This is a genomic window from Paenisporosarcina sp. (assembly GCF_049671445.1).
In the GTDB taxonomy this organism is placed as follows: Bacteria; Bacillota; Bacilli; order Bacillales_A; family Planococcaceae; genus Paenisporosarcina.
In genome coordinates, this window is the sequence record NZ_JBATUX010000021.1 from 1 (window position 1) to 22,040 (window position 22,040).

Annotated in this window: 18 protein-coding genes and 1 riboswitch; of the genes, 6 read left to right on the top strand and 12 right to left on the bottom strand. The window is 39.5% G+C overall.

What is annotated here, in order from left to right:
- Nucleotides 1-302 precede the first annotated feature (302 nt).
- Together WBG45_RS02525 and WBG45_RS02530 are read right to left on the bottom strand one after the other, a co-directional pair.
- Nucleotides 303-611 (bottom strand): metal-sulfur cluster assembly factor, encoded by a 309-nt coding sequence (locus WBG45_RS02525; protein WP_024535294.1) that lies wholly within the window; start codon nt 609-611, stop codon nt 303-305.
- 49 nt (nt 612-660) lie between these two features.
- The gene (locus WBG45_RS02530; RefSeq protein WP_424412227.1) at nt 661-1,434 is read right to left on the bottom strand and encodes a prolyl oligopeptidase family serine peptidase; all 774 of its coding nucleotides are present in this window, start codon (nt 1,432-1,434) and stop codon (nt 661-663) included.
- Nucleotides 1,435-1,571: 137 nt separating this feature from the next.
- Here WBG45_RS02530 and WBG45_RS02535 point away from each other — a divergent pair, with 137 nt between their 5' ends.
- Genes WBG45_RS02535 through WBG45_RS02545 form a run of 3 tightly spaced genes read left to right on the top strand, consistent with a single transcriptional unit; the run spans nt 1,572 to nt 4,607 of the window.
- Nucleotides 1,572-2,378: a Cof-type HAD-IIB family hydrolase gene (locus tag WBG45_RS02535; protein WP_424412228.1), complete on the top strand. Its 807-nt coding sequence runs from the start codon at nt 1,572-1,574 to the stop codon at nt 2,376-2,378.
- A 27-nt stretch (nt 2,379-2,405) separates the two neighbouring features.
- Nucleotides 2,406-3,260 (top strand): DegV family protein, encoded by an 855-nt coding sequence (locus tag WBG45_RS02540; RefSeq protein WP_424412229.1) that lies wholly within the window; start codon nt 2,406-2,408, stop codon nt 3,258-3,260.
- 18 nt (nt 3,261-3,278) lie between these two features.
- On the top strand, nt 3,279-4,607 hold the full coding sequence (locus WBG45_RS02545; protein ID WP_424412230.1) for a CoA-disulfide reductase: 1,329 nt from the start codon (nt 3,279-3,281) through the stop codon (nt 4,605-4,607).
- 357 nt (nt 4,608-4,964) lie between these two features.
- Here the strand turns inward: WBG45_RS02545 and WBG45_RS02550 are convergent, their stop codons facing one another.
- The 10 genes from WBG45_RS02550 to WBG45_RS02595 form a co-directional block, all read right to left on the bottom strand.
- A complete protein-coding gene (locus WBG45_RS02550; protein WP_424412231.1) occupies nt 4,965-6,416 on the bottom strand; it encodes an alpha-amylase family glycosyl hydrolase in 1,452 nt (483 codons plus the stop codon).
- 341 nt (nt 6,417-6,757) lie between these two features.
- Nucleotides 6,758-7,132 carry a YisL family protein gene (locus WBG45_RS02555; RefSeq protein ID WP_424412232.1) on the bottom strand — a complete coding sequence of 125 codons (375 nt, stop codon included), beginning with the start codon at nt 7,130-7,132 and terminating at the stop codon, nt 6,758-6,760.
- A gap of 106 nt (nt 7,133-7,238) precedes the next feature.
- Nucleotides 7,239-8,141 (bottom strand): fumarylacetoacetate hydrolase family protein, encoded by a 903-nt coding sequence (locus tag WBG45_RS02560; RefSeq protein WP_424412233.1) that lies wholly within the window; start codon nt 8,139-8,141, stop codon nt 7,239-7,241.
- 76 nt (nt 8,142-8,217) lie between these two features.
- The gene (locus WBG45_RS02565; RefSeq protein ID WP_424412234.1) at nt 8,218-9,375 is read right to left on the bottom strand and encodes a DUF418 domain-containing protein; all 1,158 of its coding nucleotides are present in this window, start codon (nt 9,373-9,375) and stop codon (nt 8,218-8,220) included.
- Nucleotides 9,376-9,377: 2 nt separating this feature from the next.
- Complete coding sequence (gene addA / locus WBG45_RS02570; protein WP_424412235.1) at nt 9,378-13,100, bottom strand: helicase-exonuclease AddAB subunit AddA; 3,723 nt, start codon at nt 13,098-13,100, stop codon at nt 9,378-9,380.
- A complete protein-coding gene (gene addB, locus WBG45_RS02575; protein ID WP_424412236.1) occupies nt 13,084-16,575 on the bottom strand; it encodes a helicase-exonuclease AddAB subunit AddB in 3,492 nt (1,163 codons plus the stop codon). The genes addA and addB overlap by 17 nt, the downstream gene beginning before the upstream one ends.
- Before the next feature lie 35 nt (nt 16,576-16,610).
- Nucleotides 16,611-16,874: a hypothetical protein gene (locus WBG45_RS02580; RefSeq protein ID WP_424412237.1), complete on the bottom strand. Its 264-nt coding sequence runs from the start codon at nt 16,872-16,874 to the stop codon at nt 16,611-16,613.
- A gap of 62 nt (nt 16,875-16,936) precedes the next feature.
- Nucleotides 16,937-17,509, bottom strand: coding sequence for a signal peptidase I (gene lepB, locus WBG45_RS02585; protein WP_424412238.1), 573 nt, complete (start codon nt 17,507-17,509; stop codon nt 16,937-16,939).
- Nucleotides 17,506-18,144 (bottom strand): TVP38/TMEM64 family protein, encoded by a 639-nt coding sequence (locus WBG45_RS02590; protein ID WP_024535307.1) that lies wholly within the window; start codon nt 18,142-18,144, stop codon nt 17,506-17,508. Before WBG45_RS02590 ends, lepB begins: the two co-directional genes overlap by 4 nt.
- 65 nt (nt 18,145-18,209) lie before the next feature.
- The gene (locus WBG45_RS02595) at nt 18,210-18,761 is read right to left on the bottom strand and encodes a helix-turn-helix domain-containing protein (RefSeq protein WP_424412239.1); all 552 of its coding nucleotides are present in this window, start codon (nt 18,759-18,761) and stop codon (nt 18,210-18,212) included.
- Nucleotides 18,762-18,838: 77 nt separating this feature from the next.
- Here WBG45_RS02595 and WBG45_RS02600 point away from each other — a divergent pair, with 77 nt between their 5' ends.
- From WBG45_RS02600 to WBG45_RS02610, 3 genes are all read left to right on the top strand, one after another.
- Complete coding sequence (locus tag WBG45_RS02600; protein WP_424412240.1) at nt 18,839-19,525, top strand: AzlC family ABC transporter permease; 687 nt, start codon at nt 18,839-18,841, stop codon at nt 19,523-19,525.
- A complete protein-coding gene (locus WBG45_RS02605) occupies nt 19,525-19,833 on the top strand; it encodes an AzlD domain-containing protein (RefSeq protein ID WP_024535310.1) in 309 nt (102 codons plus the stop codon). The genes WBG45_RS02600 and WBG45_RS02605 overlap by 1 nt, the downstream gene beginning before the upstream one ends.
- Nucleotides 19,834-20,239: 406 nt before the next feature.
- Nucleotides 20,240-20,360: riboswitch (SAM riboswitch) on the top strand.
- A gap of 255 nt (nt 20,361-20,615) precedes the next feature.
- A complete protein-coding gene (locus WBG45_RS02610) occupies nt 20,616-21,821 on the top strand; it encodes a M20 family metallopeptidase (RefSeq protein ID WP_424412241.1) in 1,206 nt (401 codons plus the stop codon).
- Nucleotides 21,822-22,040 lie beyond the last annotated feature (219 nt).

Sequence of the window (22,040 nt, forward strand, 5' to 3'; positions counted from 1 at the left end):
TCTCTAGCTTAACTTAGAATCATGGGTACTACTCACTTCATGGATTGTAGTGGAAGGCGGCGACTCCAGCGGGATCAGCGGGACAGGTGAGACCCCGCAGATCGCGAAGCGACCGAGGAGGCTCACCGCCCGCCCCGCGGTAAGCGTCCGCCTGAAACGGAAATCAACAATATTAATGAATCAATCTTTATGTCCAAAATACCTGAAACACTGGATTTATCGAACTAAAATTATATACTTATCTTTTTAAAAAAGCTCCACTCACTGTTAGTTATAACAGTGAGTGGAGCTTTATCTATTTATTATCTTACACCTAGTGCCATTTTAGCGTAGCGAGACATATTGTCTTTTGACCAACCCGGTGTCCATACAATCTTGACGTCGACTTCTTTTACTTCTGGTAATTCATATAGTGAAGTTTTAACCATATCGACAATCATAGGTCCCATTGGGCAACCTAGTGACGTTAACGTCATCGTAACTACTGCAAAACCGTCTTCTGTCAATTCGACATCATAGACAAGGCCAAGGTTTACTATATCAATACCTAGTTCTGGGTCAATAACATTTTCTAATGCACCCATCATGCTATCGCGCATATCTTGATCCATGTTCATACCCCTTTCAACTTTCATCTATTTCTATCATAACAAATGGTTCTTATTCAGACAAATAATGAGACATGAAATTCGTCGATGCCAGCATTCCTTTTCTAGAAACGGCATGACTCGCAGTTTTGTCAGTCATAAATTGAAAACGTTGTGGATCGTGATCGTAAGATTTTTTTATCGCATTGAAAAAGTTAAAGGTCGGTTCATATGGAACCACATTATCTTGCATCCCGTGCCAGAAAAAAATGGGACGACCATTTAATTTAGTTGGATTCAGGGTGATATCGAATTTACTTAATGTTTCAAACATTTGTTTACGTTCTACATCTGTAATCGGCAATTTAAAACCTCGTGATTCAAACTGAGACATTTGCGCTTTGGCTAATTGCACATATCCAGGAGAACCCATCATAACAGCTGCTGTATCAATCCAAGGGTATACGTTTAAACAACCTAACGTGATAATTCCTCCCATAGAAGTGCCAGCTAGCCCAATCTTAGTATGGTCCGCTATTAAATTTCTATTAATGAGTTCATTTCGTAGCATCTTTATTTCTTCGATAGATGTTAAAATCGTTTCCCAAAATCTTAAGGATAATTGGACTTCGTCGAGCGGTTCCTGTCTTTCTCCATGTAAATGGGCATCAGGTAATAAAACTCGGAACCCTTTCTCTGCTAATTGATAGGCATAATGTAGATTATGCTCTTTTGCACTCGTGAAGCCGTGTAGAAAAATCACAACTGGTACTTGTATATCTTTTTCTGATTCTTTATATACATGTAATAGTGGAATATGTCCCCACTGCTCATTTTCAACGTTCATGCTTCCACTTCCTTTGCATCGTGTACTTATTATCCTAGCAAAACAAATGACAAATTTCAAAATTGAAGTTGCCTTTTTTTGACTAATGGCTGGTTGTGACGATACACTTTACTTTAGTAGGAAAGGAGTCCACAAATATGCAACCTCATTTAATTGTTTTAGATCTAGATGGTACGTTATTAACAGATGACAAAGTCATTTCAGAAAAGACATTACATACGCTTTTTAAGGCAAGAGAAAAAGGTCATGAAATCATGATTGCTACTGGACGTCCATACCGTGCAAGTGAAGCTTATTACCATCAATTAAAAATGCAAACGCCTATCGTGAATTTTAATGGTGCGTTTGTCCATCATCCAATGGATAACAATTGGAAGCCAATTCATGAGCCAATAAATCTTGGAGTTGTAAATGAAGTCATCGATGCCCTTCACGATTATAAGTTTTATAACATAATTGCAGAAGTAATGGATGATGTATATCTGCATTATCATGATGAAAAATTACTCGATATTTTCAGTTTTGGAAAACCACAAATAACGACTGGCGACATCCGTAATTATTTAAAAACAGATCCAACTAGTTTGTTAATTCATGCAAATGAACAAGATGTACCTTCCATCCGTCAGCATCTTCACGATGTACATGCTGAAGTGATTGATCATAGACGTTGGGGTGCGCCTTGGCATGTTATTGAAATCGTACGAAGTGGTCTTAATAAAGCGGTTGGTCTAGCTCACGTGTCGAAACATTTAAATATTCCACAACAGAATATTATTGCCTTTGGCGATGAAGATAATGATTTGGAAATGATTGAATACGCTGGTACTGGTGTCGCTATGGGAAATGCCATATCACCTCTGAAAAACATCGCCAATGAAGTAACGACATCGAATAATGAAGATGGTATTGCAGAATACTTACAAGAGCGATTAAACTTATAGAAATAGATATTTCCAGGGGGAAAAAAGATGAGAATATTTGCGGACAGTGCCTGTGATTTACCGAAATCTTATTTTGAGACAAATCCAGTTACATTAATTCCATTACGTGTTCATATCGATGAAACTGAGTACTTAGATGTCATGACAATCGATTCGCAAGAAGTTTATGCAGAAATCCGACAAGGAAAACAACCAAAAACTTCTCAAGCATCACCCGAACAATTCTTAACACTTTTTGAAGAACTGGCACAATCTGGAGAAGAAGGTCTCTACATCGCCTTTTCTTCCGAGCTTTCTGGAACTCATAACACAGCCGTCATGATTCGTGATCAAGTAAAAGAAGAGTTCCCAAATTTAAGCCTTACCATTATTGATTCAAAATGCGCTTCACTTGGTTATGGTTTGCTTGTAAAAGAGGCGGCTCGTTTACAAAAACTTGGTGAATCGGTGGAGCGAATAGCGGAAATTATCCGTTTCAAAGCAAAACATATGGAACATTTATTTACAGTTGAAGATTTAGACTATATGGCTCGAGGTGGACGTGTTTCCAAAACAAGTGCAATTATCGGGGGGTTGTTAAATATAAAGCCCCTACTTCATGTGGAAAACGGCAAGCTTGTACCGATTGAAAAGCTAAGAGGACGTAAAAAAGTAATGAAACGTATTCTCGAACTCATGGAAGAACGTGGCGAAAGGCTTCATGAACAAACCATCGCAATTAGTCATGGAGATGACGAGGCATTTGCAATCGAGATGAAAGATATGATTGAAGACACATTCCATCCTAAACAAATTGACATTTATATAATCGGATCCGTAATTGGTGCCCATGTTGGACCTGGAACTTTGGGTGTTTATTTTTCAAATCAATTACCGTCTTAGGAAACGGAGCGGATAAATATGGTGAAAATCGTCATCGTTGGAGCTGTAGCTGGAGGCGCAACAGTCGCTTCCCAGATTCGTTATTATGACAAAGCAGCAGAAATTATTGTGTTTGAACAAGATGATATGATGTCTTATTCAGCATGTGGAATGCCATATTATATCGGTGGAGAGATTACAGATGCCGATGATCTTATTGCAGCCACTCCTGAAAAGTTTAAAAAAGAGAAAAATATTGATGTTCACTTGAAACACCGAGTAATTAGCATTAATCGAGATAAAAAAACAGTTGAAGTGTTAAATTTAGAAACTCAACAGTCCGTTGAAGAATCATATGAAGTACTTATTCTTTCACCTGGTGGAACACCCATTATTCCAAAAACACCGGGACTTGAAAGCACCAAAATGTTCACATTACGAAATTTCAGTGATATGGAGAAAATTCATCATTATATCAACACGGAACAACCAAAAAGCTGCGTCATCGTTGGTGCTGGATTTATCGGTTTAGAGATGGCAGAAAATCTCGTAAATCTCGGTATGTCAGTATCCATCGTGGAAAAATCGCAACAAGTGATGAACATTATGGATGCTGATAGCTCTGATTTAGTGGAAAAAGAATTACTTAATCATGGTGTTAAGCTCTTTAAAGGAAATTTCATTACAAAAGTTGATGGCGCAAACCTAGAGCTCGACTTAGGAGAAAAACTACAAGCTGATTTTATATTAATGAGCGTCGGAGTCTCTCCAAGTACAGAACTAGCAGAAAACGCACAATTAACAATTGGCGAAACTCGAGGTATTGTTACAAACGAATATTTACAAACGAATGATGCCTCTATTTATGCAATTGGGGATGCCGCAGAAAACATCGATTTTATTACAGGTGATGCAAAACGCGTACCTTTGGCTTGGCCAGCTCACCGCCAAGCACATATCGTGGCTAGGCATATAACAGGTGACAATATTCCTTTTAAAGGGTTGCTTGGCACATCCATTTGTAAAGTGTTCACTCAATCCGTCGCATCAACAGGATTAAATGAAAAAACATTAACTGACCGTAAGATGAATTTTGAAAGTCTTACACAAACATCACTGTCGAATGCCGGCTACTATCCCGACCATGAAAAACTATTTTTAAAAATCCATTATGATTCTCAGACTCGCAAAGTATTAGGAGCACAAGTTGTTGGAGGCAAAGGCGTGGACAAACGAATAGACGTCCTATCCACAGCTATTTATGCAGGACTCACAATGGATGATTTACAAGCATTAGAGTTAGCATATGCCCCTCCCTACTCATCACCAAAAGATCCGGTGAATATGGCTGGCTATAAAGCAAAATAAAATCGCTTGAGACTCTAAGAGTCTCAAGCGATTTTATTTTGTTAATGTTTTTTTCTATGTGCGGTTTTCTGTCGACTATCGGCGGTTCTCTGTCGACTATCAGCGAAACTCTGTCGACTAACAGCGAATCTTTGTCATCTATCAGCGGTTCATCAAAAAAATGGGGACATCCAGCTTTGATGGATGTCCTTAACAATTCAGCTTTTTTCTTTAGATGGTGGTTGATCTTTCTATGAGCGGTTCTCTGTCGACTACCGGCGGTTCTCTGTCGTCTATCAGCGAATCTAAAAACTCTATGAGCGAGCCACGTCATAATGACCATTCACATAAGACCGTTTTCCGCTCTAACAATTTGTATTATTTCATTTCTGCTTCACGTTTCTTTTGTTTACCTTTTCTCCATACAAGATAGATAAAGCCAATGAACAAGATGTACACAAGAGCTAGCGCTGCCATATATCCTTTGTTGAATCCTTTGTTATCGTTGACCTTATAAAATTCAGCGATTTCACGGCTCAACACAAGTTTGTAATTGCCATCATCTTTTTGTCTTAGAATATCGCTTTCAAATAAGCCGTTAAGTTCTTTATTATCACCAATAACTTCTCTTGGTAAATCGAAGCTTTGAGTACCGCCTGTATTGTTTATTGCCACAATCCAAGATTCCTCTTCATTCGAACGTTTGTAAATCATTAATCCAGCTTCATTATGCAACATTTCGATTGATCCAGTACGAAGAGCAGCTGAACCGTTTCGAAGTTTCTGTACATCCCCGATAAACTCAATTAATTCTTCCTCTGTTTTAAAATTCATAAGCGGGTGTGATTCTGGTGGTTGCTCACCATTTACTGCAATTTCAGAACCATATGTCATTAATGGCACTCCTGGAATGGACAGCAAAGTAGCCATTGCCATTTTTAGGCGAGTAGGAGGAAACATATTTGACTCTGCAGAGTCAGCTGTAAATCGGCGAGAATTTAGTGAATCAACTTGCTGAATTACTGGTTTTCCTTCAGTTGGTTCAACAATTCCAGTTGTTTCATTTTCGACTGTTTTAAACGCCTGACGAAGCAATTCTTCTTGCTCAGTCGAAACTTTAGCGTCAAATTCCGCTTCACTTGGTTCATTGCTTAAAACATAAAAGTCTTCATTTTCTTCTTTAAGTGCATTAATCATGTCATTTAAGTAATTGGTGTCAACTTCTTCAATAGAAGTGATTCTCAAACCATCTACTTTATATTGTGTTACAAAATCTAAAGCCGCATTCAAAACAGCCTGTTGAGCATCTTCATTCGTTAAATCAAATGAAATGGTCCCGTCAGTATTTTCTATTATCCAGGCATCATTTGCTTCGTTAGACGCCAACACATGTTTTGAACTGACATTTTGTATAGGGAAATCAACAATAACACTCATATTTTTTTGGTGAATTTTGTCGATTAATGCGGTGAATTCTTCAGATGTACCAAAATGACGTTCTAACTTTCCATAATCCATTACACGTTTTCCATCGTAGGTTTCAGTTGAAAAGACTGGACCTAGCGAAATCATTGAAAAACCTAGCTTTTCAATATGATCGAGCTTTTCGACCACACCTTTAAAATCTCCACCTGCAAATGCTTCAGGTGTCTGTGTGTTTACTTCAAAATCATTTTCAAACGATTGATTAAAGTATCGATCAACTAGTAAATCATATATGCTTTCATCTTCTATAGTTTCTTTTGCTGCTGCTATTGTGGTTAACGGTGAAACCATACTAACAAATAGAGTCATAATAATCGTCATCAGCATCCATTTTTCTGTCTTCACGGGAGGTCCTCCTCAATCGAATCTTCACTCGTCATTTTACCAAACCCTACTGAGCCTCGCCATGATTAATGGAGAATTCTCTTTTATTTACGTCAATACTGTGAAATCAAGGAATTGGTTGATGAACCCTAACATTAAACCCAATTCCAACTTAAGAGCCTATTTTTCCAACTTGGAGGTCAAATTTTCCAACTTGGCCATGAAATTTTCCAACTTGGCAGCCCATTTTTCCAACTGAGCCACCGCTCACCTTCAAATCTATAAAAAAACCACCTCACTCCATATAAATGGAGTAAGGTGGTTCATTAACTTAACATATTAACAAGCTAAAGCTTTCTTTATTAAGCTAAAAAGTTAATACCCATTGGTAGTTTGAAGCCTAAGAACATCGTGATGAACAAGAAGACAAACAATAAAACCCAAAACATAGTTGTTGCTTTTTGTTTTTTCATACGTACTAAAATCATTTCCATCATTCCAATAATAAGAACGCCACCGATTAATTTAAATCCGTAAAGCATGCCCATATCGAAATCCATACCGTCCATAAATAAAGCTACACCAGTCAATATGATGAACACGTAAAATAAGCGTAATACCATATGTGTGATTTTTTGGCCTTTACTGCCGTTTGTCATTGTTACTGCTACAAAGAACAATATAATTCCGATTACCCAAGTTGTAATGTGTAAATGCGTGCTAGCTAAAAAATCCAAAATCGTCACCTCATCTAATTAGTTGTTCTATTCTAGAATATCATATCTACGGTTCTAATAAACTCTTTTAGGCAATCGCTTGTTGATATTTCCCGGGCAATTCTTTTTACTCGAATCGATTGACCAGAGTCCCTATACCTTCAACCGATACTTTCACTGTATCTCCCGCTGCTAAGAATTTAGGTGGGTTGAAGCCTTTTCCAACTCCAGAAGGGGTACCTGTTAAGATTACATCGCCTGGCTCAAGAGTCACAAGTGCTGAAATTTGAGCTATTAAATCTTCTACTGTGAAAATCATATCTTTTGTATGTCCATTTTGACGCACTTCACCATTTACTTTCGTAACAATCGATAAATCTTGTGGATCAGGCAATTCATCTTTCGTTACAAGGTAAGGACCCATCGGACATGATCCTTTCAAACTTTTACCTAAGAAAAATTGTTGGTGTTTTGATTGTAAATCACGAGCAGTCAAATCGTTCGCAATCGTATAACCAAAGACATGATCATACGCTAATTTTTTCGGGATATTGTCGCCTTTTTTACTGATGACAACAGCTAATTCGCCTTCATAGTCATATGACGATGTCACATTCGCGTGAACGGATAATGTTTCTTCATCCGCCGCTATAGTTGTAGGAGATTTTGTGAAAACCATTAAATTTTCAGGAGCTGATTGTACGCCCATCTCTTTTGCGTGGTCTTCATAATTTCGTCCTATAGCAATAATATTTTTCGGCGTACGTGGAATAGGTGATAACCACTCAATCGTTGAAAATGCATGTTTAAATTGATTCGGTTCTTCAGATTTCAAAGCAGCATCCGTAAGCTTTCTCATTTGTTCTACAAAATCCATGCCATTTGCAATTCCATCAACAATTGTTTGAGGAAAACTTGGTAACACCTGGAGCGTCTCTTGTATCGCCAGCACGTCCCACACTGCTTCTTCTTTTTTAACCTTAGGACCAAATTTGACAAGATCCTCGTAGCGATAAGACAAAATTTTCATACACCGACACTCCTTCTTAAAAAGAATTTGTTAAATTCAGTCTACGATACTTCGACAGATTTTTCATCCGAATTTTTTATTTTATTTTTCCGTACGTGGCTCTCTTCCAAATCGCTTCAACGGGTCCTTGCTTAAATTTAGATAACCATATTTCAGCAAAAATCATTTGAATGACAAAAATACCTACTGCCATCCAAGTTCCTGTCAGAACATCCATTTTTCCATATAAACCATAACCGTAGGAATAAAAAATAGTCGTTGCGATGAGAGACTGTGATAAATAAGTAGTCATGGACATGCGACCAACTTTGGCAACAGGACTTAATAGTTTGCGAAAGATTGATAGCTGACATAAAAGAGTAATCAAACCAGCATATCCAATCGCGACTAAAGGTCCTCCAAAGAAATCTTGAACAAACATGTAGTAAAAGTTTGCTTCAAACAAATATGGTAATTGTTTAAGAGAAAACCCAGCAATTAACGTAATAGCTGTTAACGTTACCCAAAACGTTTTCTTACTTGTCGTGCGTTCAATCAACTTTCCTTGCGCTGCTGCCGCTCCAAGTAACATATAAGGTAATATGGTCATTCCAATTAGAAATAGAGAACCTGATTCAATATTAGCGTAAGTCCAATCAGCTGCACGTTGCATGAAAATATCCATCCAAGAACCTGAACCAAATGCCTCAAGAGAGGACGTAAACTCTCCTACTCCTGTATAAAACTCTTCACCTGACGCTACAAATATATAACTCAAAAATGCGAGTCCCAAGTTCGGCAGGATATAAAGGAGTGAAGCGATGGAAATTAACCACATTTTCGATAAACGTAGTAAAGAGAGGACGATAAATCCACTTAGTGCATACGTGATTAAAATATCTCCTGACCACACTAAAAAAGCGTGAAGAATTCCGATGATTAACAAAATGCTTAATCTGCGTAACCCAAGAGGAATAAAAGAATTTCCCCGATCTTTTGATTTTCGAAATTGCATCATTAATCCGTAACCAAACAACATCGAGAATAACGGATACACACTGCCTTGTAGGATGATATCAATCCATTGAAACGTTTCTTTATCAAGCGGATCGGTATACCAAGTGTATGGATTAATGTAGTAAAAAGGTGTATGAAATGCGAGCATATTGACGATAAAAATACCAAGAAGCGAGAAGCCGCGCATCATATCAATGGCGACTATTCGTTCGTGTAATTCAGTAGGTCGAACTTTCACATTTAATCCTCCAGTAAAATCGTTTGATCAGAATCAAACAAATATAATATTTTTTCTTTTATCGTAATAGCTAAAATATGCTCAATCGCTTGTTTATAAAGCGATAGTTGCAGTCCGTAGCGATGTTGCATTTCACGTACAATCGATGCTTCTGTAATAAGGACGCCTTTAATTCGATCCGTTTTATAATCGAGCAGTACCCACTCCCCGTCCGCTTCTTGGAATAAACAGTCAGCGATACCTTGCAAAATTTGCGTATCACCATCGTCATCCGTTAAGCCATACGTAAATGGCACTTCTCGCAACACTTGTTTTGCTTGACGTACGCGAGCAGCCAGTGGGGATTGCAAGAATGCCCCTAGTGCATCTGTCTTAATAGCACTCGCTTCATTCGACGTTAACAGCTGTTTATCTGCAAGCTGTTGAACAAATGCTTCAATCGATTCCTTACTTGAATCTAAATTCATTTCCACATGTTGCATAGCTGTATGCATCGCAGTTCCGATTTCTGCAGATGTTAGTCTTTTCTCACCTTGCTGCAGAAAAGCAGGACGCTTATAGACACTTTTAATCGCTTGTTGAACTTGGCTCGGTCTGAAAAATTCAGGCTCTTCTTCTTTTCTTAATTGATCAAGCCTTTTGAGCTCGCTTACCGATTGTTTTGAACGTTTGTTAATGGAGCGATCGAATGGATAAACCGCATTAAAACGTCTGTCGATTTCGTCCATCATTTCTGTCGATACGACTTTAGCAATCGTGTCATCCGTGTCTTTTGGTGATTGTGATTCTACAAAGACTTCACGTAAATCCTCCACATAGATGGTCTCAAACGACCACTTAGACGGATGTTGCAGTCCCGTGTGTGGTTGCCCTTGCCATAAAGAAAAATCAGGATGTCTCGCAACTGCCGGTCCAATCCAATCTAAAAACCCTTTAGCTCGGGATCGTACATATTCGGGTAACCTGTCTCCGCTAGACTGGGCAATATCAACCCATTTATCAATTGATTTTTGTGCATCTTTTACTGTTGCCACAAGCATTAACTTTTCTTTTGCTCGCGTCATGGCGACATAAAGAACGCGCATTTCCTCCGATTTTAACTCTAGTTGTTTCTTTTCCTTCATCGCTAAAAATGGTAAGGATGTGTAGGCAATACGTTTGTCTGGATCCACTGCTTTTACAGCCAAACCAAACGTTTGATCAAATAAATATAATTCATTGAAATCCATTTGATTAAAATCTCTTCCTAAACCTGCAATAAAGACGTAAGGGAATTCAAGTCCTTTAGACGAATGGATGGTCATAAGTCGCACGACATTTTCTTTCTCACTCATGGCACGCGCAGTTCCTAAATCGTCTCCGCGTTTTTTCATGCGATCAATAAATCGTAAAAAGCGGAATAATCCACGGAAAGATGATTTTTCATAAGACAAAGCACGATCATGCAAGGCACGTAAATTGGCTTGTCGTTGTTTGCCTCCTGGCATAGCCCCGATCATTTCGTAATAATGCGTGTCCATGTATATTCTCCAAATTAAATCGGCTAGTGAACCTCTTCGTGCCAAATTACGCCATTCTTCGTAATGTAGGAAGAAACGTTGTAATTTTTCAGCTGTCTGTGGGTCAATCCCACTTCCACCACTTCGCACAAAGTTTTTCAGTGCTTCATAAAATGGCTCTTTTGGTGCTGATAAGCGAATATGTGATAGCTCGGATTCTGTTAAACCGACAAATGGCGCACGTAACACCGAAGCTAATGGAATATCTTGATATGGGTTATCGACAATGCGCAGGGTGTTTAACATAATCATCACTTCGAGCGCGTCAAAATACCCTTTTGACAGGTTCGCATACAAAGGAATTCCTGCTTGCTTAAACTCTTCTGTTAAATCAGCAGACCAAGTCATTGATCTCATGAGAATGACAATATCTCGGTATTCAAGAGGTCGTTCAATCTTCGTCCATGCATCGACCACCATCGTTTGGTCATTCATCAACTTACGGATTTTCCCGATGATATAACGAGCTTCCCACTGTGACTTTTTCAACTCTTCTAGTTCTTGAATCTCTTCATTAACTTCCCCATCATCATCTGCCAATTCTTCTTCTTCTTCTTCTTGTTGTTGTGAAAGAAGCGTCAGCTCTACCGTTGATTGTTGATCAGGATAAGGCGCACCCGGTTTCAAAGCAGCCGCTTCATCATATTCAATTTCACCAACACGCTCGCCCATGATTTGAGAGAAGATAAAATTGGTGGCATGTAAAACTTCTGGACGACTTCTAAAATTCGCATTCAAATCTATTTTGACACCGGTATCTAAAGCCTCCGTTGTAAACATTAAATACTTTGTTAAGAAGAGCATCGGCTCTGCTAAACGGAAGCGATAAATCGATTGTTTAACGTCCCCTACCATAAACATATTGCCATTTGCTTCAGTTCCACTTTTGACAATTTGTAAGATCGTTTCTTGTAAGCGATTCGTATCTTGATACTCATCCACCAACACTTCTTTATATTGTGCCATCACGTCCTCGGCAATATTCGAAGGAATGAGTTGTCCATTTTCTTCTGTCGTCAAAATCTGCAGTGCAAAATGTTCAAGGTCTGAGAAATCGACTAACCCACGTTCACTTTTTGCTAATCTATACTGTTCCCCGTAGGTAAGAGTTAAATCGACTAAGGTTTTGAGAATTGGGTGCATTAGTCTCATTTCATCTAGCAATCTTGCTGGAGTCCGAGTGAAGTAAGAATCTTTTATTCCATTAACTCGTTTCTTCAATTGATCGCGCTTATCTTTGGCTTTTTGAATGAGGTCTTCATCATACGTTTCTTTAGGAATGCGCGCTGCAGTCGCAAATTTTAAGGTTTGGAAATAGTCAAAAGTAGTTTGCCACGACTGTGTAGAAATTCGTCGAATCCCTTCAGCAATTAATTGTTGATCTTGCTCAACCGTTGTTGCGTATGGTGCTGGACCTGCTGGTTGCAAAGCAAACTGACGCATTTCCTCTGTCATCGCATAAGCCTCTTCAAGCGTATGTTGAATCGTTAATTTTAGTGCATCGATAAAAGGAAGTTCATCGATTTGAACTTCGCTCGGCACATCGTAACCTACTGGAATCGATAGTAACCACTTCTTCGGTTCTGGATGAACACTTGCTGCACCATGTAATTTTTCAACTAACGTTTCAATCAGTTGATCATCACGATCGGTTGTAAAACTATCAACAAGTCGATATATTTCTTCTGGGTTATCCGCTTTATAAGCCGTTTCTAACACGTCTGCCAATACATCATCACGAATTAACGCAGCTTCTGCCTCATTCGCGAGTCTGAATCCTGGATCCAAATCGAGAACGTATGCGTACTGTTTTACGATTGATAAACAAAATGAATGGAGCGTTGAAATCTGTGCTTTATTTAATAGACTCAACTGTCTTCTTAAATGACTTGAAGTCGGATCTTTAATCAACTCTTTTTCCAGTGCTTCCGCCATGCGGTGACGCATCTCAGCTGCTGAAGCGTTGGTAAATGTCACGACTAAGAGTTCATCTACATCAACTGGATTTGTTGTGCGAATCATTTTTTGTATAAGTCGTTCGATTAATACTGCCGTTTTCCCTGAACCAGCAGCTGCTGAAACGAGGACGTCACGACCTTCTGCAAAAATTGACCGCCACTGAGCATCAGTCCAAGTTACGTCTTGTGGTTTAGTCGGTATCAACATTTGGTGTAACCTCCTCTTTTATTCGCTGCGTGATTTCTTCTGGTGTGCTGATTGGTAGTTTACGGTATTGTTGCTCTGGATCTGTTGGATCAAATTGACACACACTTCGGAAGTTGCAATAATCACACGCCGTTTTATCTTTCATGCGGTAAGGGTACACGCGCGTATCGCCCGAAAGCATGCCATCTCCTGCTTGTTGATGTTTGGTCCGTACAAATGAACGTAAATTAGCCATATCTTGTGGAGAGACAACTTTTGAAATTTTCGAAATGGAGCCATCTTTATTAATTCTTGCAGGAATGACCTTAGAAGCACCGACAATTTCTGTATCCATTTCATTTAAAACAGCTGCATCATCAATTAATAACCCACGCATCTTATATTTCTTGAACACTTCTTCTTCTATATCCATATCAGACAACTCTTTTGCAAGTTTTAACATCGGATTATGAACATGAACATATAGCACGCCAGCTGGATCCGCTTCTTCACCTAACCAGATGGCAGAGTTTGTTGCCGCTACGTCTAAATACGTAAGCATTTGCAACGAAATTCCGAAATACACATCATTTAAATCAAGACCTTTTGCAGATGATTTGTAATCAACAATCCGAATAAATTGTTTTCCATCAATAACTGCTGCGTCCACGCGGTCGATTCGTCCGCGCATTTTCATTGCATTGCCGTTCTTAAGTGGAATCTCAAGTGTCGGCAATTCTTCCCCTGGACCAAAACCTGCTTCAATTGCTATCGGCACAAAGCTCGAAACACTGGCATGATCGCGCAAGGTCGTCATTGTTCTTTGCAAAATCTGAACAAGCTTCCGTTGAATATAGTAATACCTTTTTGAACTCAGTAATATTTGGTGAACGAAATAAGGTGAGATTTCTTCCACAGCTTGTCTTGCTAATTCCCAAGCTTGCGTTGTAGAAAGTTGAGCCCAAGAGATTCCTAGTCGTTTCGTTTCGTCAGCAATCCATTTTAAAGCAGCATGGAATAAGTCACCGATTGCGGGTGCTTCAAGACGATATTCACTTCTCTCTTCTAACTGCAATCCATATGTTGCAAAGTGTGCAAAAGGACAACTATAGTATTTTTCAACTCGAGACACACTCGACGTAAAGGAGTCACCATATAAGGCGTTTGTTGTGTCTGGATGTAAGCGTTGCGCTTGTGTAGGGTTGGATATTGGACGCATCACTCGCTTGAAAACACTTTGCCAAAACGGGTCATTCTCATAATAAGAAGCAACGGCTAGCCATTCTTCTTCAAGATGACCTTCCATTCGCGCTTGCTTTATTTTGGTAGCCAAAAACGGCATCGTTGCTCTAGGGTGTTGAATATAGTGAGTGGCGCTCTCTTTCAATACTGCAGGGTCAATCACAGCAAGTTCAACTTCAATATTTGGCATTAATTTTTGTAAACGTTTGATGTACGTTGAAGGTAGCAATGCTTTGCCTTCTTCATCAGCTACAGCATACGAGATAAATAGTTTGTCTGAAGCAGTTGTGACTGCACGATAAGCCATATACGTTTCATCCATCAAGCGCATTTTTGAAGTTGGGGCCAGTTCGAATCCAATTTGCATAAACCATTCCCGCTCGGTATCTGATAGTAACCCTTCTTGCTCAATGCGCTTTGGAAATACGCCATCATTTACGCCAATGACAAAAGCCGCTCGGATATTAGACAAACGTGATAAGTCGACTGTAGCGACAGTAACTTGATCAAGAGAAGGTGGAATACGTGAGAACTCAAGCGTATCAAAACCTTCTTCAAGCAATCGGAAACTTTCTTTCGGTGTTAGCTTTTCATCACCAAACATCAGAACAAATTGATCCAACACGTCTACCCACTGTGACCAAGCTTGATCATGTTCAGTTGCTAGTAGTAGATGACCGTGTTCATTTTCTTCGTCTTTTAACACTTGTAACTTATCGAAAATGTAGAGTTCTTCTACTAATTCAAATAAACTTTGAGCTACTTCTTTGCCTGTCTCACAGTTATTGATCTTATTAGCAAATGTTTGAAGAGGTGCTAACATGCAGTCGCGTACAGCTATAATATCCTCTTGTAAGGCCCGTTCTTCATCGGTTTGAGCTTTCGTATGAAATTCAAGACCTCGATATTTTTTCACAAGCCAGCGTTTTTCATCCGTCCACCGCTCTCCATAAATCCCTTGAGAGATTACGAAATTCTCTAAGCGGTCGGCACGTTCACGCCAAATTTGCTTGTTTGCTTGAAGCGGGAAAAACAAATCCGTTTTAATCGCTCTAAACATAGATTCATATTGATAATCGTTCAACACAGCTTCAAACACAGAACGACTCATTTCCACTAGAGGATGATGCAACATTGCCTTTTTGCGGTTTATGAATACCGGAATATCGTATTGAGCAAATGTGGTTTCAAGAAGTTCATCATATACTTCAGGTTGGCGGTAAAGCACCGCGATGTCTTGATAGCGCATTTCATCGTCTCGTACTAGACGTCTAATATGTCTTGCCACAGCATGAACTTCTGCTCGACGACTGTCAGCTTCAATCACATGTACATGCTCATGATTATCTATAGCTGGAGCGGGATACGTATGTAAATTCTCTTCTATATGCTGAATTTCGTTGTTGGTAAATCGTTTGTTGTCATGTAAATGAACAGATGGTTCGATGGCTACAGAACCTTCGCGCGCCATTTCTTTTAATCTCTCAGCTGTTTTTGCCGCTCCATGGAAAAGTGATTGATCGTCCATTAAATCTTCTATTTCGTTATTTAGTGGCAGAGCGATAGTGACGCGCTTCGCATGTTTCATTAACTCGCCTAATATTTCATACTCCCTTGTCGTCATTGTGACAAAGCCGTCCACATAAATATCAGCCTCTGCAATTAGCTCAGACTGATGAATTTGCTTTGATAGCAACGCATAATACCCTTCGCTATCGATATAAGCCGTGCCAAGTCGTTCTTCTAACGCACGCAGTAACACTGACAAGTCATGCGCCTTATCTTGCAATGTACGAGGGGCATCTACTTGCTTAAGAGACTCTTCAAGTGAATACAATGTATCGCAGTCTAGACAATAGCGAGTAAATTCTTTTAATAGCATTTCCATTTGGTCTGTAAAGCCGCGTTTATTTGCTGCTTGTTTGAAGAGAGAAAACTCTTCTTTATGTTCTTCTAGTAAACTACGTATTAACATGCGATAGCCAAACCCACTAATTTCTTGTCGACTAATCCCACCTGTTTCTTGTAACACGCGCCAAGCCAATCGCTTAAACGTCGTAACTTGTGTACGGATAATTCCTTTTACTTTTTGACTAGTTGATAATGCAGATTCAGTAGAAAATGACATCTGATCGGGTACAACAAAAAATATAGGAGACCCAAGTGGATTGCTCTCCGATGTTTCAGCAACTTCACGTCTCATATATTGTGATTTCCCTACCCCTGCTCGTCCCGTTATTAATCGCAGTGACACATGAAGTCCCCCTTAAATGTTAGTAGTAGTAGTGTTCAAAAAGGAGCATAAAAAGAGCCGTTTTTGGAACTCAGGTTAAGAACGCCAATTCCTTTGGCAACACCTGAGTGACCAACTTCCTGTTGGCCTAAGGCGGCGCAGTCTTCGAGCACCACAGCGTATGTCCTTAATACGTGAGGAGCGGAGAAGCAAGCCAACTGTATGGAATACAGCCTGAATTCGCCACTTCCTGTGGCACAGGCTGCATGACCCGCTTCGTGCGGGCCTAAGTTATTTTTAGCGGACTTTTTGAACTTCATGTAAAAAATCCCGAAATATATTCCCTACCTCTATTGTACAGAACTACTGCAAGAGGTGGAAATTATTCGGGACTTTTACCTGTAAAATCAATGGTTGCTGTATCAAGTGGCCAATACCTTGCCACGACTTTTCCGACAATATCATCTTTCTTTACAAACTTAAAATACCGGCTGTCTAGGCTTTGCCTTCGATTGTCACCAAGGACAAAATAGGAATCTTCTGGAATTCTCAATCTACCGGTGAGCGTTTGAAGTGTGAAATTCTCTGTCAATCTATCATTCGGATCTTGGTAGGCATCGTATGAGTGTAAAAATGGTTCTTCTACACGCTTGTCATTAATAAAAAGCTTGTCATTATAGTACGTAATAACATCACCTGGAAGACCAATAATTCTCTTGACGTAATCTTCATTTTCATCACTATGAAAAACTAATACATCCAAGCGGTCGATCTCACCAAGTGTATATGAAATTTTACTTACTAGTACTTTATCCGAATTGTGAAGTGTGGGCTGCATCGATTGACCAGAAACTGAGTAATTTGTTACTACTAAGGAACGAATGACGACAATGATTAACATGCCAATAATAATTGCTTTAGTCCATTCCCATGCCTCCTGTTTCAATACACTCAAACCATGGGCCCCTTTCCATTTTGTCTTTCTTTTTGAATCATTCTAAAATCCGCTTCAACTCGGGCATTCAACCTACGTTCAATCTGCTTACCTAAAAGCCATAACAATACAATCACTGCGACTACGATAGCTGTCCGTATTGGTTGTGTAATAAGTGCTCGAATATCATAGCCAATAAAACTAATGGTTAAAATCATAACAAACTTACCTGCAAGAAGCGTCCATAAATACGTATTCTTTTTAATATCAGAAAGACCTGCTACAACATTTACCAGTGCAGATGGAGTAAATGGGAAACATAATAAAAGAAATAACGGTCCAAACCCATGAGTTTCAACCCAATGTATTAATTTTTGAACGCGTTCATGTTTAGTCATAATGCGAAGAAAGCGCGCCCGTCCATACTTGCGAATGATTAAAAACACAATATATGAACCAATAGCTGTCCCAGCCCAAGAAATTAAAAACCCTATCCATAAACCATATGCGCTAGCATTGGCAAAAACGAATGCAAATAGGGGTAAAAAGGGTAAAAAAGATTCTAAAAATGGTAATAAGAATCCGATGAGAGGTCCAAGTGATTTGTAATCTCTTGTTAGTTCTAATAAATTTTCTGCTGTTAGCCAATCGAACATGATCCTCATCCTCAAAAATAATATAGTTATATTTCAGTTTTCCCGAGTCAGGCTAGCATCAAACATTATTGATAGGTAATGATTAGATGAGTTACAGACATCGTTTCACCGGCATTTATATAACGGTGTGTTTGACTTCCCGAAAAAACTAAGGTGTCCCCTGATTCGAGATTAACGTCTTCAGCTTCTAATATGATTTTCAATTGTCCATTGACAACCGTTAATGACTCCTCGACTCCATCCATATGTGCAGCACTTTCATACGAACAGTGTGGATCTAACTCAATCCTGTAAAGCTCCCAACCACGGTCTGGACTATACGGAATGATAGAAAATACCCGATAGCGTCCTTCGTCTTCTGTTAAGAATGGGATTTCTGAAGATGAAATTTTTTTCACAGTAGATTTTGGTGGTTGTAAAAGAGTAGAGAAACTAATTTTCAATCCATCGGCAATTTTCCACATGGTCGATACAGTCGGATTTGACTCACCTTTTTCCATTTGTGCAAGTTGTGCTTTACTGACATCTGTCAGTTTCGCAATATCATCTAAACTCATTCCACGTTGATGACGGATTTTTTTTAATTGAACACCTAAATTACGTCTCATCTGTTCCATAGTTTCACCTCTTATTGTTTATTTTAACATACAGTTGTATAATCTATTAAACATTCAGCGATAGGAGCATAATACATATGACATTTATGAATGGAATTCGGGCAGGATTAAGCATCGCAATCGGATACTTTCCAATTGCCCTAACGTTTGGTTTACTCGCTAAAACAACCGGCTTATCTATGTGGGAAGCAACGGCTATGAGTATATTTGTTTTTGCAGGGGCTGCACAGTACATATCATTAACCTTAATTTCAACAGGCGTTGATCCTATATTAATTGTTTTAAACACGTTTGTCGTCAACATTCGTCACTTCTTAATGACGGCATCATTGAATGAAAAGATGCAACCTGACGCACGTTGGAAAAAAGCCATATATGCATTTGGCGTTACAGATGAAACATTTTCAGTTTTAGCCACACAAACACGCGATAATATTCGGACATCCTTTGCTGCAGGCGTCATATTAATCTCCTACGGTAGCTGGGTCGTCTTTACAGCACTCGGACACGTGATTGGTGCTAACTTACCTGAGTTCCTTCAAGCAGCTATGTCTATAGCATTATATGCAATGTTCGTAGGCTTGCTCGTGCCTTCAATGAAAGGCAATCGAAAAGTAGTATTGCTCGCCTTATTCGGTGCAGCCATTCACAGTGCTTTGTATTGGAGCGGCTTACTATCAACTGGCTGGGCAATTCTCGTTGCCACCCTGGGTTCCGCTATGTTGGTTGAAATTCTGTATTCCAAGAAAGGACGTGAAGCTTAATGGAAAAGTGGTATTGGTGGATGATTCTCGGAATGGCAATTGTGACCTATATACCCCGTGCCTTTCCTTTAACATTTTTAGAAGGACGTGAATTACCACCACTAGTTAGTGGTGTTTTGAGAAATATTCCGTTTGCTGTATTAGGTGCTCTGATATTTCCTGCCATCTTATTCGTTCAAGAAGGCAATCTATTGTTCGGCTTCATTGGTGCTGTCGCGGCCTTTGCTTTCGCATTTGCTGGAGCAAACGTAATCATCGTAGTGATGGGCTCCATTGCAGTATTAGCGATCTATAGTTTGATAGGCTAAATGAGTAGGAGTATAGTGGTTCAGGTTGACGAAGTGACTCTCCAGGTTGACGAAGGGGCTCTCCAGGTTGACGAAGTTGTTCTTCAGGTTGACGAAGTGGCTCTACAGGTTAACGAAATAGCGCTACAGGTTGTACAAAATGGTCTCTACCCCATAAAGAGGCCGCGAGCTGGAGCTTCAGGTTGACTTAGTGATCTCTAGGTTGACGAAGTGATCTCTAGGTTGACGAAGTGGGGCTACGGGTTGACGAAGTGGCGCTCCAGGTTGTACAAAATGGTCTCTACACCCATTTTCAACCCATAATAAATAACTGAATGATTTATTTTCAAAAATATCTTGACGATTTACTTCGAAAAGCGTAAAGTCATAATCAATTCTTGCAACAATTTAATAGCAACACATCACTTTCTTATCTAGAGAGACCGAGGGACAGGCCCTTTGACGTCTCGGCAGCGGATTCAACTTAATTGTTGAAAACTGTGCCAACTCCTGCAAGCGGACAAATCTATTCGCTTGGAAGATGAGAACGAGATGGTTTTCCATAAATATGGAGAGCCTTCTTTTTCTTGAGTATAAGAAAAAGAAGGCTCTCCTTTTTCGTTCAGAGATAGAAAGTTGATTAGCTAAAATTGCTTGCGGAATCAATTATTTCTCTTACAGGGTTTCTAACTTAATCCCTTGAGACAATGGTTGACCATTCTTCAGTAAGGAGGTTCCGCTTAATTCATCGCACCCACTTCAACAAACAAGCTTTTACTAATTAAAAATTGGAGGAATATAAAATGACATTGGTAATTGATTTGAAATCTCGGATTTATGAAAGCATCGATAGCCATTCAGAGCGAATAATCTCATTAGCAAAAGAAATTCATGCGAAACCTGAAATTGGCAATGAAGAAGTATTTGCTAGCAGCTCATTAAGCGACTATTTACGTGAATTTGGTTTTGATGTGGATCTTGGTGTGGCTGGTCATGATACTGCCTTTTATGCTGTTAAAGATTCAGGTATCGAAGGTCCAACCATCGCATTTTTAGCCGAATATGATGCCCTTCCAGGTTTAGGTCATGCATGCGGCCATAACATTATCGGAACGACAAGTGTTGCTGCCGGCATTGCACTATCCGAAGCATTGTTAGAAACGGGTGGAAAGGTTATTGTCCTAGGTACTCCTGCAGAAGAAGGTGGTCCGAATGGTAGTGCTAAAGGAAGCTTTGTACGACATGGCTTTTTAGAAGATGTTGATGTTGCTTTAATGATTCATCCATCGGGACGTACTAGTTTAACTAGTCCCACATTAGCTGTGGATCCACTTGATTTTCATTTTTATGGCACAGCAGCACATGCTTCTGGTTCTCCTGAAAAAGGAATTAACGCGTTGGATTCCGTCATTCATTTATTCAATGGCATCAATGCTCTTCGACAACATCTCACAAGTGATGTACGTATTCATGGCATCATCACCCATGGTGGGGATGCGCCGAACATTGTGCCGGACTATGCTTCTGCTCGATTTTACATCCGTGCAGACACTTGGGCTAAAACAGAAGCTGTAAGTACACGTATTCGTGCGATTGCAGAAGGTGCTGCTTTATCAACAGGTGCAACCGTAAAAGTAGAACGATTCCAAAACGAGGTTCAGGACTTCGTGTTAAATCATGTACTCGACAGTGTGTTGCATGAAGAATTGGAGTCACAGGGTGAAGTTGTATTCTCAAAACGAAGTCGAGGATTAGGCTCAACGGACGCTGGCAACATTAGCTATGCCGTGCCGACTGCACATCCTTATATAAAAATAGGACCCGACGAATTAATTGCCCACACGAATGAATTTCGTGAAGCAGCAAATTCCGACATTGGTTACAACGCTTTAGTCACTGGCGCAAAAGCACTTGCTGGAGCAGGTTATCGCTTATTGAGCGAACCAGAATTACTACATCAAGTACGAAAAGCGCATGAAGCAGCGCTTGAATCTAAGAATAAAGAATAACTACTCAATCATTATCGTACAAAAAAAGAGACATCCAGATTTGATTAAGCCGTTCAGTTTTGAATCACTTTTCTTGAATTATAACCCTAAATAGACACCCAATTAGCTAGTCAATTGGATGTCTATTTTTTATTGATATATCAAGGTTTGTATAGATTTTACTCTTAATATAACCATCCCATTGACAGGTCAATTATTGCTATTACAACTGTGATTGTA

Excerpts from the sequence above, each read along its gene's own strand:
- WBG45_RS02540 (WP_424412229.1), top strand. The coding sequence starts at position 2,406 with ATGAGAATATTTGCGGACAGTGCCTGTGATTTACCGAAATCTTATTTT.
- addA (WP_424412235.1), bottom strand. The coding sequence starts at position 13,100 with ATGTTGATACCGACTAAACCACAAGACGTAACTTGGACTGATGCTCAG.
- WBG45_RS02545 (WP_424412230.1), top strand. The coding sequence starts at position 3,279 with ATGGTGAAAATCGTCATCGTTGGAGCTGTAGCTGGAGGCGCAACAGTC.
- WBG45_RS02525 (WP_024535294.1), bottom strand. The coding sequence starts at position 611 with ATGGATCAAGATATGCGCGATAGCATGATGGGTGCATTAGAAAATGTT.
- WBG45_RS02610 (WP_424412241.1), top strand. The coding sequence starts at position 20,616 with ATGACATTGGTAATTGATTTGAAATCTCGGATTTATGAAAGCATCGAT.
- WBG45_RS02595 (WP_424412239.1), bottom strand. The coding sequence starts at position 18,761 with ATGGAACAGATGAGACGTAATTTAGGTGTTCAATTAAAAAAAATCCGT.
- WBG45_RS02530 (WP_424412227.1), bottom strand. The coding sequence starts at position 1,434 with ATGAACGTTGAAAATGAGCAGTGGGGACATATTCCACTATTACATGTA.
- WBG45_RS02560 (WP_424412233.1), bottom strand. The coding sequence starts at position 8,141 with ATGAAAATTTTGTCTTATCGCTACGAGGATCTTGTCAAATTTGGTCCT.
- WBG45_RS02590 (WP_024535307.1), bottom strand. The coding sequence starts at position 18,144 with ATGTTCGATTGGCTAACAGCAGAAAATTTATTAGAACTAACAAGAGAT.
- WBG45_RS02605 (WP_024535310.1), top strand. The coding sequence starts at position 19,525 with ATGGAAAAGTGGTATTGGTGGATGATTCTCGGAATGGCAATTGTGACC.
- WBG45_RS02535 (WP_424412228.1), top strand. The coding sequence starts at position 1,572 with ATGCAACCTCATTTAATTGTTTTAGATCTAGATGGTACGTTATTAACA.
- WBG45_RS02600 (WP_424412240.1), top strand. The coding sequence starts at position 18,839 with ATGACATTTATGAATGGAATTCGGGCAGGATTAAGCATCGCAATCGGA.
- WBG45_RS02580 (WP_424412237.1), bottom strand. The coding sequence starts at position 16,874 with ATGAAGTTCAAAAAGTCCGCTAAAAATAACTTAGGCCCGCACGAAGCG.